The sequence below is a fragment of the Promicromonospora vindobonensis genome (assembly GCF_042685865.1).
Lineage (GTDB): Bacteria > Actinomycetota > Actinomycetes > Actinomycetales > Cellulomonadaceae > Promicromonospora > Promicromonospora vindobonensis.
Genome location: NZ_JBHUOG010000002.1, coordinates 2,376,303 through 2,389,157, shown reverse-complemented (window position 1 = coordinate 2,389,157; position 12,855 = coordinate 2,376,303). Strand labels below are relative to the sequence as shown.

General features: G+C 71.7%; 9 protein-coding genes. 6 read left to right on the top strand and 3 right to left on the bottom strand.

Annotated features, from left to right (window positions below):
• The first annotated feature begins 37 nt into the window (after positions 1 to 37).
• Both ACFS27_RS23905 and malQ read left to right on the top strand, forming a co-directional pair.
• Entirely contained in the window at positions 38 to 1,063 is a 1,026-nt protein-coding gene (locus ACFS27_RS23905; RefSeq protein ID WP_377188542.1) for a mechanosensitive ion channel family protein, read from the top strand.
• A gap of 100 nt (positions 1,064 to 1,163) precedes the next feature.
• Positions 1,164 to 3,410 (top strand): 4-alpha-glucanotransferase, encoded by a 2,247-nt coding sequence (malQ, locus tag ACFS27_RS23900; protein ID WP_377191156.1) that lies wholly within the window; start codon positions 1,164 to 1,166, stop codon positions 3,408 to 3,410.
• A gap of 106 nt (positions 3,411 to 3,516) precedes the next feature.
• Here the strand turns inward: malQ and ACFS27_RS23895 are convergent, their stop codons facing one another.
• Complete coding sequence (locus tag ACFS27_RS23895; protein WP_377188539.1) at positions 3,517 to 4,509, bottom strand: hypothetical protein; 993 nt, start codon at positions 4,507 to 4,509, stop codon at positions 3,517 to 3,519.
• Between the two features lie 208 nt (positions 4,510 to 4,717).
• Here ACFS27_RS23895 and pepN point away from each other — a divergent pair, with 208 nt between their 5' ends.
• Entirely contained in the window at positions 4,718 to 7,267 is a 2,550-nt protein-coding gene (gene pepN, locus ACFS27_RS23890; protein WP_377188536.1) for an aminopeptidase N, read from the top strand.
• Between the two features lie 145 nt (positions 7,268 to 7,412).
• Here the strand turns inward: pepN and ACFS27_RS23885 are convergent, their stop codons facing one another.
• Positions 7,413 to 9,434, bottom strand: a complete 2,022-nt coding sequence (locus tag ACFS27_RS23885) for a M13 family metallopeptidase (protein WP_377188534.1) — start codon at positions 9,432 to 9,434, stop codon at positions 7,413 to 7,415.
• A gap of 77 nt (positions 9,435 to 9,511) precedes the next feature.
• On the opposite strand from ACFS27_RS23885, the gene ACFS27_RS23880 reads away from it, so the two are divergent.
• Together ACFS27_RS23880 and ACFS27_RS23875 are read left to right on the top strand one after the other, a co-directional pair.
• A complete protein-coding gene (locus tag ACFS27_RS23880) occupies positions 9,512 to 9,964 on the top strand; it encodes a ribose-5-phosphate isomerase (RefSeq protein WP_377188531.1) in 453 nt (150 codons plus the stop codon).
• Entirely contained in the window at positions 9,957 to 11,021 is a 1,065-nt protein-coding gene (locus ACFS27_RS23875) for an Fpg/Nei family DNA glycosylase (RefSeq protein WP_377188528.1), read from the top strand. Before ACFS27_RS23880 ends, ACFS27_RS23875 begins: the two co-directional genes overlap by 8 nt.
• A gap of 13 nt (positions 11,022 to 11,034) precedes the next feature.
• Here the strand turns inward: ACFS27_RS23875 and ACFS27_RS23870 are convergent, their stop codons facing one another.
• Positions 11,035 to 12,351, bottom strand: a complete 1,317-nt coding sequence (locus ACFS27_RS23870) for a GNAT family N-acetyltransferase (RefSeq protein ID WP_377188525.1) — start codon at positions 12,349 to 12,351, stop codon at positions 11,035 to 11,037.
• Positions 12,352 to 12,426: 75 nt separating this feature from the next.
• On the opposite strand from ACFS27_RS23870, the gene ACFS27_RS23865 reads away from it, so the two are divergent.
• On the top strand, positions 12,427 to 12,852 hold the full coding sequence (locus tag ACFS27_RS23865) for an MGMT family protein (protein ID WP_377188522.1): 426 nt from the start codon (positions 12,427 to 12,429) through the stop codon (positions 12,850 to 12,852).
• The last annotated feature ends 3 nt before the right edge of the window (positions 12,853 to 12,855 follow it).

The following is a 12,855-nucleotide window of genomic DNA, read 5'->3' as shown; positions in this document are numbered from 1 at the left end:
TCCGATCCTGCTCCCGGACGCGAGTAGGTTGGCAGGCGTGTTCGAGTCTCTTGCTGCCTCCGTCTTCGACAGTGCCGAGGACTTCTGGTCCTGGTTCCTGGACCGGCCCCTGAAGGTCATCCTCACCATCGTGATCGGCATGATCGCGATCTACGTCCTGCGGCGCGTCATCACCTCGCTCACCGAGCGCATCGCCCTCGGCCAGAAGCCGCGGTCTGTCGAGCGCACCGCCGACCCCGTCGGCACCACGACGGGTGCCGTGCCGACCGCCGCACCCGGTGCGGACGGCAAGCGGCGCCGCAAGAACATGCTGATGTCGCCGCAGGCTCTTGCCGACGTTCTGAATGCCGCCAACCCGCGGGCTGCCGAACGGCGCGCCCAGCGGGCACGGACCGTCGGCTCGGTGCTGAACTCGTCGGTCAACATCGTGGTCGGCACCATCATGGCGCTCTACATCCTGCAGACCATCGGTGCGGATATCGCGCCGCTGCTGGCCGGTGCCGGGGTGGCGGGCGTCGCCCTCGGCTTCGGCGCGCAGAGCCTGGTCAAGGACTTCCTCTCCGGCATCTTCCTGCTCATCGAGGACCAGTTCGGCGTGGGCGACATCGTCGACCTCGACGGCGGCGTGGTCGGCACCGTCGAGGCGATGGGCCTGCGCCTCACCCAGGTGCGCGCGTTCGACGGCACCCTCTGGTACGTCCGCAACGGCGAGATCCTGCGTGCCGGCAACAGCACCCAGGAGTGGAGCCGCGCGGTGGCGTCGGTGCAGGTCCCGCTCGGCACCGACGTCGACGTGGTCCGGGCAGCGCTCGGCCGCGCCGTCGACCGGGTGAAGAACGACCCCGAGGTGGCCGACAGCCTCCTGGAGACGCCGTCCGTGCGCGGCGTCGACGCCGTGGACCGGATGGGCCTGACCTTCACGCTGCACGCGCAGGTGCGCCCGGCCCAGCAGTGGCTCGTCGCCCGGTCGCTACGCGTGGCGGCCCACACGGCCCTGCTCGACGCCGGCGTGGTCCTGGCGTCCTCGTCGGTCCCGTACGACGAGGGCCCTCCGGGAGCCTGACCGGCAGGGCTCCGGACGCGGTCAATTCGTCGGACACGCCCGCGTTGCGCCCGGTGAGCGCCGGTTGATGGCAGGATCTTTCCTTGTGACCGACGAACCGATGCCCGGAACCACCGGAGACGGCTCTACCGTGCCGCCGGAGCTGGCCGAGCTGGCGACCGCCCACGGCGTGCAGTGCGAGTACACCGACCACGACGGCCGCGTGCAGCAGGTCAGCGCCTCAACGGTCGTCGCGGTGCTGGAGGCGCTCGACGTACCGGCGTCCACCCCCGCAGCCGTCACCGCGAGCCTGGACCGGGCCCGCGACGACGACTGGCGCTCGATGCTGCCGTCGACCATCGTGCTCCGCGAGGGCACGGAGGTGCAGGTGCCCGTGCACGTCGCCGACGGCGCGGCCGTGACCGCGTGGGTCGAGCTCGAGCAGTCCGACCAGCCTGTCGTACCGGCAAGCGCCACACCATGGCGTGTGACGGCACCGCAGGCGACCGCGACCGGCTCGTTCGCGACGGTGCGGGGCCCCAGGGTCCAGCTGCGTCAGGCCGACGTCTACGCGGAGCCGCGCACCGTGGACAGCCGCAAGGTCGGCCGGGCGACGTTCACCGTCCCCGGCGACCTGCCGCTCGGCTGGCACACGCTGCACGCCGAGTCCGGCGGCCAGACGGCGCAGGTCCCGCTCGTCGTCACGCCGCTGCGGCTGGAGCTGCGCAAGAAGGTCGCCCGCAAGCAGGCCTGGGGCTTCATGGTCCAGCTCTACTCGGTGCGGTCGAGGGACTCGTGGGGCATGGGCGACCTCGCCGACCTGGGTGACCTCGCGTGGCAGACGGCGCACAACGGCGGCGCCGAGTTCGTGGGGATCAACCCGCTGCACGCCACCGGCCCGGTCTCGCCGCTGACGCCGAGCCCGTACCTGCCGACGTCGCGCCGGTTCATGTCGCCGCTCTACATCCGTGTCGAGGACATCCGTGAGACGGCGTACCTCTCCGCCGCCGACCGGTCGCTCGTGGAGTGGGCCGCAGAGCCCGTCCGTGAGCTCTCCGAGGACTCGGGGCCGATCGACCGGGACGCCATCTGGGAGGCCAAGAAGGCGGCGCTCGAGGTCGTCTACACGGCCCAGCGGTCGGCCGCCCGGCAGACGGCGTTCGACGAGTTCGTGCTGGCGCAGGGCAAGGGCCTGATCGACTTCGCGACGTGGTGCGCCATCACGGAGCACCTGGACGGGCGGGACTGGCCGACGGAGCTCGGCGACCCGGGCTCGTCGGGCGTGACCACGCTCCGCAACGCCCTCTCGGAGCGGGTCCAGTTCTACTGCTGGCTCCAGTGGGTCGCGGACGAGCAGCTGCGCGCGGCGCACCGCGCGGGGCTCGACGCCGGCATGCGGCTCGGCCTGCTCAAGGATCTTGCCGTCGGCTCGGCACCCGACGGCGCCGACGCGTGGGCCGACGCAGGCGTGCTGGCCCACGGTGTGTCCGTCGGCGCACCGCCGGACATGTACAACCAGCAGGGCCAGAACTGGACCCAGCCGCCGTGGCACCCGCGTGCGCTCGCGAGGGCGGGCTACGCGCCCTACCGGGAGCTGCTGCGCACGGTGCTGCGGCACTGCGGCGCGCTGCGCATCGACCACGTGCTCGGCCTCTTCCGCCTCTGGTGGATCCCGGGCGGCGCGCGCGCGTCGGCCGGCGCGTACGTGACGTACGACCACGAGGCCCTGATCGGCATCCTGTGCCTGGAGGCGCAGCGTGCCGGGGTGACGATCATCGGCGAGGACCTCGGCACGTTCGAGCCGTGGATCCGCGACTACCTCGCCGAGCGCGGCATCCTTGGCACGTCGGTGCTGCTCTTCGAGCGCGACGCCGCTGGAGCGCCCGTCGAGCCGGAGGCGTACCGGCGCGCGGCGCTCGCCACCGTGACCACCCACGACCTGCCGCCGACGGCGGGGTACCTCGCGGGCGAGCACGTGGACCTGCGCGAGCGGCTGGGGCTGCTCACCGAGGAGGCGACGGTGCTGCGCGGGCGTGCCCGCGCGGAGCGCGAGTCGCTGGTGGAGGCACTGTCCCGCCGCGGCCTGACGACGTTCGACCCGTCCGAGCGCGAGCTGGTCGAGGGCCTGCACCGCTACCTCAAGGACACGCCGTCCGCGCTGGTCGGCGTGTACCTGACCGACGCGGTGGGGGAGCGGCGCACGCAGAACCAGCCCGGCACCGACGCCGAGTACCCGAACTGGAAGGTGCCGCTGGCCGACTCAGCGGGGACCGTGGTGCTGCTGGAGGACCTGTTCAGCAACGCGCGCCTGCGGTCGCTGGTGGGCGTCATGAACGAGGAAGAGCCCGAGGTCGACACACCCGCGTAGCACCGCGGCGAGACGGCACTGTGACCCATCCCCGCGCGGGGATGGGCCACAGTGCCGTCTCGCCACGGTGCTACCTCGGAGACACCGTGCTACCTCGACCGGGCGCTCAGGCCGCGCTGATACCCGCACGGGCGATGGTGAAGCCGGCACCGGCCGAGTCGGAGACGCACGTCATGCCGGTCTTCTCGCTGGTGCACGTGAAGCCGTTCGACTTCTTCTGCGTCCCGTAGTCCAGGACCGCGGTGTCGCCACCGGCGGGCTTGGGCTGGTCGTTCTTGCCGACGCACGGCTGCGTCACGTTGCCGCTCGGGTCGACCTTCGCCACGTAGCCGGACGCGCCGTCGCACGACGCGTCGGGGGCCGGCTTCTGGTTGAGCTTCGCGATGCCGCAGGTGGCGGCGTCCGCGGAGACCGTGCACGTGATGTTGAGCGACGGTGCCGCGAACGTCTCGACGCCGGGCCCGCCGTCGGTCTCCAGGCCCTCCTCGGGCTCCGGTTCGGCGGACTGCTCGACGGCCGGGGTCTCACCGGCCTCCTGGGTGTCGTCGGGCGAACCCAGCAGGTTGACGGCGAACACGATCGCCGCGACCACGAGCAGCACGTCCAGGGCGATGAAGGCGATCCAGCCGGGGCTCAGCTTCTTCTTGCGCTCTGGCGCGGGCGGGTATCCGCCGGGCGGCGTCGCGTAGACGGGCTGTCCGTACTGGTCGTAGCCCTGCGGCGAGTACTGCTGCGGCGGGTACTGGCCGCCGTGCTGCTGCGGCTGTGGCTGCTGCTGGGTGTAGCCCTGCTGGGCGTATCCCTGCTGGTACTGCTCGGGGTAGTACTGCTGCGTCCCCGGGTCCCCGCCGCCGTTGTGGATGTGGACGGACTGGACCACGGGGGCGCCCGGTGCGGCGGGCGCGGGCGTGACGGCCTGCGCGAACTGGTTCGCGGGCGAGATGGCGGGCGGTCTCCGGGTCGACGTGGAGACTCGCTGCACCGGCGCCTGCTGGGCAGGCGTCGGTGCGGTAGGTGGGTGCTGCTCCTGGGTCGGCGTACCCGGGTCCTCGTCGGGCCATCCGCCTGGCGGCGGTGGCGGCGGCACTGTGCCGGACATCAGGCGACTCCCTCAGCTCAAATCGGTCGGTCGGGCGACCGCGGTCGATCGTACACAAAGGCGTTACTCGCTGTTACTCCTGCGTGGCATGATCGACGAGTCGTCGCAGGTAGTTCACAGACCGGACGACAACCCAACCGAAGAGGCGCGCCCGTCGGGCGTGCGGGGCGTCATTCGCCGCCCCCGAGAAGACAGACGTGGAGGGCCTGTGCCCGGAGAGAACCTGACCCGCGCCGAGGCGGTCGAACGTGCCGGCGTCGTATCGGTCGAGTCGTATGAGATCGCGCTGGACCTGACCACTGGTCCGGAGACTTTCGCGTCCGCCACGACTGTGCGCTTCACCGCTACGGAAGGCGCCTCGACTCACCTCGACCTGGTCGCACCGTCGGTGAAGTCCGTGGTGCTGAACGGTCGCGAGCTGGACCCGGCGGCGGTGTACGCCGACTCCCGCATCGTCCTGGAGGGGCTGGCCGCCGACAACGAGCTCGTCGTCGTGGCCGACTGCGGCTACACGAACACGGGCGAGGGGCTGCACCGCTTCGTGGACCCGGTGGACGGCGAGGTGTACCTCTACACGCAGTTCGAGGTGCCCGACGCGCGCCGCGTGTTCGCCTGCTTCGAGCAGCCGGACCTCAAGGCGACGTTCCAGTTCACGGTCACGGCGCCCGCCGCATGGCAGGTCGTGAGCAACGAGCCGACGCCGGAGCCGGTCCCCGCCGCGGCCGACGGGGACGTCGCGACCTGGACGTTCGAGCCCACCGGCCGCATCTCGACGTACATCACGGCGCTCGTGGCCGGCCCGTACGCGGTGGTCCGTTCGTCGCTGACCTCGTCGGACGGCCGGGAGATCCCGCTCGGCGCGTTCTGCCGCAAGTCGCTGTCGGCGCACTTCGACGCCGACTACATCTTCGAGAAGACCCGCCAGGGCTTCGAGTTCTACGAGTCCACGTTCGGCGTGCCGTACCCGTTCACCAAGTACGACCAGCTGTTCGTGCCCGAGTACAACATGGGCGCCATGGAGAACGCGGGCTGCGTGACCTTCACGGAGTCGTACGTGTTCCGCTCCAAGGTGACCGAGGCCGTGCGCGAGCGCCGCGTGGTGACGATCCTGCACGAGCTGGCGCACATGTGGTTCGGCGACCTGGTCACGATGAAGTGGTGGAACGACCTCTGGCTCAACGAGTCGTTCGCGGAGTACGCCTCCACGCTCGCCACGGCGGAGGCCACCGAGTGGGACGCGGCATGGACAACGTTCTCCGCGATGGAGAAGTCCTGGGCCTACAAGCAGGACCAGCTGCCGTCCACGCACCCGATCGTCGCCGAGATCAAGGACCTCGAGGACGTCCAGGTCAACTTCGACGGCATCACCTACGCCAAGGGCGCCTCGGTGCTCAAGCAGCTCGTCGCCTGGGTGGGCCGCGACGCGTTCATCGCGGGCGTCTCGGCGTACTTCCGCAAGCACGCGTGGGGCAACACCGAGCTGCCGGACCTGCTCACGGAGCTCGAGACCACCAGCGGCCGCGACCTCAAGGCCTGGTCGAAGCTCTGGCTGGAGACCGCTGGTGTGAACACGCTGCGCCCGGTGATCGAGACGGACAGCCACGGCCGCATCATGTCGTTCGTCGTCGAGCAGACGGCGCCCGCCGAGTGGCCGACGATCCGCCCGCACCGCCTCGGCATCGGCTTCTACAGCCTGTCCGACGCCGGCGAGCTCGTGCGCACCCACTTCGTGGAGGTCGACGTCGACGGGCCGAGGACGGACGTGAAGGAGCTCGTCGAGCTCGACCGGCCGGCGCTCGTGCTGCTCAACGACGAGGACCTCGCGTACGCGAAGATCCGCCTCGACGCCGCGTCGCTCCGCGTCGCGCTCGAGCACCTTGCCGACATCGCCGACCCGCTGGCCCGCTCCCTCGTGTGGGGCTCGGTCTGGGACTCGGTGCGCGACGGCGAGGTCCCGGCCTCCGAGTACGTCCGCCTCGTGCTGGGTGGCATCGCCCGCGAGACCGAGTCGACCACGCTCCGCACCACGCTCAACCAGATGGTGCTGGCGGCCAAGCAGTACGTGGCGCCGTCGGACCGGGCGGCGACGCTCGCCGAGGTGGGCGACACGCTCTGGACGCTCGTGGGGGCCGCCACCGCGGGCTCGGACACGCAGTTCCAGCTCGTGAAGTTCTTCGCGCACGTGGCATCGACCCCCACGCACGTGCAGACGCTGTCCGGCCTGCTGGACGGCTCGGTCACGCTCGACGGTCTGACCCTCGACACCGACCTGCGCTGGGAGCTCCTGGAAGGCCTGGTGCTCAACGGCGCCGCCGGCGACCAGGAGATCGACGAGATGCTCGCGGCCGACAACACCGCCACCGGTCGCCAGGCGGCTGCCCGGGCGCGGGCCGCCAAGCCGACGGTCGAGGGCAAGCTGGCGGCGCTGTCGTCCGTGGTGGACGCCGACGCGCCGAACGCCATCATCCGGAACACCGGTCTCGGGTTCGTGCACGTGAACGACCCGGCCGCGCTGGCCGGCGTCGTGCAGCCGTACCTGGACGCCGTGCTCAAGGTGTGGAACGAGCGGACGTACCACATCGCCGAGGAGATCATCGAGGGCTTCTACCCGGCGCCGCTGGCGTCGGCGGAGCTGCGGGACGCGACGTCGGCCTGGCTGGAGCAGAACGCCGAGGCGGCACCGGCCCTGCGCCGGCTGATCGTCGAGGCCCTGGCCGGTACGACCCGGGCCCTGAAGGCCCAGCACACGGACGCCTGACCACGCCGCTGGCGGGGTAGGACAACGAGATCGGGGTGTGTTGCTCCGCGTAGACACTGTCAACGCGGAGCAACACACCCCGATCTCGTACGTTCATCCCGTGGCCGGCGCGCGCCCGGCCGTCACCCGACCGGGCGCGAGTGGCTCACCAGATGCGGACGCGCTCCTCCTCCGGGAGGTAGAGGGCGTCGCCCGGCTGGACGTCGTACGTCGCGTAGAACTCGTCCACGTTGCGCACCACGCCGTTGCAGCGGAACTCGTTCGGGGAGTGCGGGTCCGTCGCGAGACGGCGCAGCACCTCCTCGTCGCGGCCCTTGGACTGCCACACCTGCGCCCAGCCGAGGAAGATCCGCTCCAGGGCGGTCAGCCCGTCCACGACCGGCGCCTCCTCGAGGGGCTTGCCGAGCGCGATCCGGTACGCCTTGAGCGCGATCGACAGCCCACCGAGGTCGCCGATGTTCTCGCCGATCGTGAGGCCGCCGTTGACATGCACGTCCTCGACGGCGCCGTCCTCGCCCTCCGCGCCGCTGACGGCGGCGGTCGCCGCGAGCTGCGCCGGGCGGAACTGGTCGTACTGCGCGATCAGCGCGCTCGTGCGCTTCTCGAACTCGGTACGGTCGGCGTCCGTCCACCAGTCCTCGAGGCGGCCGTCGCCGTCGTACTTGGAGCCCTGGTCGTCGAAGCCGTGCCCGATCTCATGCCCGATGACGCCGCCGATCCCGCCGAAGTTCACGGCGTCGTCGGCCTCGGGGTCGAAGAAGGGCGGCTGCAGGATCGCGGCAGGGAACACGATCTCGTTCATGCCGGGGTTGTAGTACGCGTTGACGGTCTGCGGCGTCATGAACCACTCGTCGCGGTCCAGGGGCTTGCCGATCTTCGCCAGCTCGAAGTCCTGGTCGAACGCGTTGGAGCGCCGGACGTTGCCCACCAGGTCGGCGGCGTCCACCTCGAACCCGGAGTAGTCCCGCCACTTCACGGGGTACCCGACCTTCGGCGTGAACTTCTCGAGCTTCGTCAGCGCCTTGGCCTTGGTCTCGTCGGTCATCCAGTCGAGGCCCTCGATGGACTCGCGGTAGGCCACTACGAGGGCGTCCACGAGACGGTCCATCTTGGCCTTGTTCGCCGGCGGGAAGTGCCGTGCGACGTACTCGGAGCCCACCACCTCGCCGAGCGCGCCCTCGACGAGCGCGACGCCCCGCTTCCAGCGCTCGCGCACCTCCTGCGCACCGGTGAGGGTGCGGCCGTAGAAGTCGAAGTTGGCCTCGACGATCGGGTCCGTCAGGTACGGCGCCCGGGCGCTGATCACGTGGTACGTCATCCAGAGCTGCCAGTCCAGCACCGACAGCTCGCGCCACAGGTCGGCGAAGCCGGTCGCGAAGCCCGGCTCGCGGACCACGAGGTGGTCGAAGGCGCCGGCAGGCACGCCGAGGGCCTCGGCCCAGGCCGCCCAGTCGAAGCCCGGTGCCGACGCGACGAGGTCGGCGAGCGTCATCGGGTTGTAGGTGAGGGTCGCATCGCGGTCGCGCACCACGTCCCAGTGGTGGGCGGCGAGGCGCTTCTCGAGGTCGAAGACGCGGCTGGCGGCGTCGTCGGCGGAGATGCCCCAGGTCTCGTGGACACCTGCGAAGCGCAGCATCCTGGCCACGTGCGGCAGGTACTTCTTGCGGATCGGGGCGTACTGCTCCTCGCGGTAGTACGCCTCATCGGGCAGGCCGAGCCCGGACTGCCGCAGGTAGACGACATACTTCTCCGGGTCGGTCGCGTCGTTGTCGACCCAGAACCGGACGCCGGCGGTGCCGCCCGTGCGCTGCAGCGTGCCCAGCGCCTTCGTCAGCTCGGCCATGGTGCGGGCACCCTGGATGAGCGCGAAGTCCTCGGCAAGGGGCGCGGTGCCGAGCTCGGCGATGCGGTCGGTGTCCATGAAGCTCGCGTACAGGTCACCGATCTTCGAACCGGTGGGCGCGTCCTGGATGATCTCGCGGACGTGCACCTCTGCCTTGTCGTAGAGGTCGCGGAAGGCGCCGTCCATGGCGCGGTCGGCGGGGATCTCGTGCGAGTCGATCCACCGTCCGTTGACGTGGCGGTACAGGTCGTCCTGCGGGCGGGTTGCGGGGTCGAGCGCGTCGAGATCGATGCCCGACGTGAGACCCGTTGCGTCGGTGGTCATTGCGCCAGCGTACGCAACGCGCGGCCGCCTCATCGGTGCTGCGCGTCCTGCTTCACCCATGAGGAACAATGGAGCCCATGCGCCTGCACATCGCCGCCGACCACGCCGGGTACGACCTCAAGCAGCACCTGGTGCAGCTTCTCACCACTGCGGGACACGAGGTCGTCGACCACGGGGCCCACGAGCTCGACCCCCTGGACGACTACCCCGCCTTCTGCATCTCCGCCGGCGAGGCCGTCGTCGCCGACCCGGGCTCGCTCGGCATCGTGATCGGCGGTTCGGGCAACGGTGAGCAGATCGCCGCGAACAAGGTCACAGGGGTCCGCGCCGTCCTCGCGTGGTCGCTGGAGACCGCGAGGCTGGGCCGCCAGCACAACGACGCGAACGTGATCGCCGTCGGCGGGCGCATGCACTCGCTGGAGGAGTCCGCGGCGTTCATCGAGGCCTTCCTCGCCGAGCCGTTCAGCGGCGACGCACGCCACCAGCGCCGGATCGACCAGCTCGCCGACTACGAAGCAAAGCGTGCCTGAGGGGCACACCGTCCACCGCCTCGCGCGGACGTTCGACTCCCTGTACTCCGGGCACGTCCTGCGGGTGAGCAGCCCGCAGGGGCGGTTCGCCGACGGCGCCGCCGTGCTCTCGGGGCGACGGCTGGTGGCGAGCGAGGCCTGGGGCAAGCAGCTGTTCCTGGGCTTCGCCCCCGCCGACGCGTCCGACGCTCAGGTCGGCGGAGCGACCTCGGGTGCTGACACCCTCTGGCTGCGGACGCATCTCGGGCTCTACGGCGCGTGGACGTTCGCCGGCGCTCCGGGGGCGCCGGAGGTCGCGCACGCGATCGGCGCGCCCCGCAAGCGCATCGGCGAGCGCGAGACGACGGCGCCCTCGCCGGCGTCCGACCGGTCTGACGCACAGCTCACCCCGGCGACCTCCGCGTCCGGCACGTGGGAGGCGCCGGAGCCGCGCGGACAGGTGCGCGTGCGCCTGCTCGGCGACCACGCGGTGGCCGACCTCACCGGCCCGACGGCCTGCGAGGTCATCACGTCCGAGGAGAAGAGGGCGGTCCATGCACGCCTCGGCCCCGACCCCATCAGGGACGACGCCGACGTCGAGGCCTTCGTGGCCCGGGTCGGCAGGTCGCGGGTCACGATCGGGCAGCAGCTCATGGACCAGGCCGTCGTCGCGGGCGTCGGGAACATCTACCGGGCCGAGGCGCTGTTCCGGGCCGGCGTCGACCCGCTACGACCGGGCCGTGACGTGCCCGCCGCCGCGCTCCGCGCGATCTGGGCGGACCTGGTGGTCCTCATGCGCGACGGCGCGGCGCGTGGCGCGATCGTCACGACCCGGCCCGAGGATCGTGGTCGAGAACGGGGTTGTGTTCGGACCGAGGGCTCGAGCGAACTTAACCCCGTTCTCGACGGGCGACGGACCCGGCAGAACACCGACGGCGCCCCGGACGCGGTGCCCTCCGACCAGGCGTTCTACGTCTACCACCGGGACGGGCTGCCGTGCCGGCGGTGCGGGTCCCCCGTGCTGGTCAAGGAGCTGGCGGGCCGCAACCTGTTCTGGTGCGCGACCTGCCAGGCATGACACGGCAAGCCGCTCAGAACACCCAGGACGCGCCCGGTGCGACCGGCCAGCCGAACGCGGTGCTCGCGCTCGCCAGCGGGCTCCGGCGCTGTCCCGGGCGGGGATGCACGGTCACCAGGCCCGCGGCTGCCAGCACCGCGAGCGACTTGCCGCCGAGGTAGACGGCGCCCAGCTCGCGCACGTCGAGCGACAGCTCAGGGGCGTCGAACTCCGGGTCGACGCGCTCCACCGACGCCGGTCCGAACGCCTCCGCCTGCAGCCGGTAGACGCCGCTGTTGGCGGGCAGCAAGGCGTCGGTCACGGCGAGCGTGACGTCGACGTCGGCCGCGTACTGGCGTCCGGCGAGCGCGGCGCCGACGTCGACCAGGCGGACCCAGAGGTTGTCCGGGGTGCGCGGCGCGGCGGCTCGCAGGTTCACCAGGAGCTGCGTGACGACGTCGTCGACGGGGAGGATGAACGGGCTGACCTCGTTCGTCAGGTCCAGGTCGAGCAGCGCACGCCACAGGGCACGGGCGGCGGCGCCGTCGGCCGCGACCACCTCGCCGGCGCTGACGTGCCCGCGCGCGCCGGTGGGCTCGAACTTCAGGGACCGGCGGAACGTCACGTAGCCCCGCGGCTCGCCGTCCAGCTCCGCGATCAGGATGCGCCTGGACTCGCGTCCGCCCCGCTGGGCGGGTGCGTCGTCCCAGTGCAGGGCCTGCAGTGCCTCGGTCTCGCGCGTCACCCAGCCGGGCCGGTTGATCCCCGGCATACCTGTCGGGGCCGCGCCGGCGGCGCGGTGCAGGCGGTCGACCAGGTCGCCGTGCCGCTCACGCGAGGCAACCTCGATGCGGACGGTGTGCCGCTCGGCTCCCGGCACGTCGCGCAGGGCGGCGCCGCGCGGTACGTCCAGGCGCAGGTCGTCGGCGGCGTGGCCGTAGCCGAACCGGCCGTAGATCGGGGCCTCCGCGGCGAACAGGGCGCTGAGCGGCTCGCCCCGCTCGGCCGTGCGCGCCAGGTGCAGGTCGATCATCGCCCTCAGCAGGCCCCGCCGGCGGTGCTGCGGGTGTACGCCCACCCAGGTCAGACCGGCCGTCGGCAGCTCGGCTCCGGGTACCGGGAAGTGCTCGAACGGGTACGACGCGTGCAACGCGACGAGCCCGTCGAAGCCCTCGGCCTCGACGGCGATCGCACGGTCCCACGTCAGCGGCGACGGGGAGGCGTCGAGGTCGTCGTGGGAGGTCCCCGAGGGGAACGCCCAGGTGTCCAGCTCGGTCACGAGGCGGCGGTCGTCGGCGGTCAGCGTGCGCCAGCGGTATCCCGCGGGCAGGGCGATCTGGGGAAGGTCCATGCTGCGATCGTCGCACCTGGTGCAAGCAAATTCCCCTGGTAGGGGCACGGGCCGGGTCCGTCTACGATCGCATCCGTGACCGACCCGCCGCCCGGAAACCAGCTCACCGACGTCGAGGAGTACGCCGCCGCCGTGCTCGACGTCGTCCGGCGCATCCCGTCCGGCCGCGCCATGACGTACGGGCTGATCGCGGAGATCGTGGGCGAGCAGCTCGGCCGCGGCGGGCCACGTCAGGTCGGGAGCGTCATGGCCGGGTCCGGCGACCGGTACGCGCACCTGGTACCCGACGACGGCATGGGTGATGACGGCGCGGACGGCGAACGCGTCCCGTGGTGGCGGGTCGTCAACGCCGCCGGGTCCCCGCCACAGCACCACGTGACCGAGGCCCTGGACGCGCTGCGCGCCGAGGGCTGCCCGCTGTCCAGGGACGGCCGCCGCGTGAACCTGCGCCGAGCGGTCTGGTTCCCCGACGACGAGACGCCGGGTCCGTCGGACCCCTGAGAC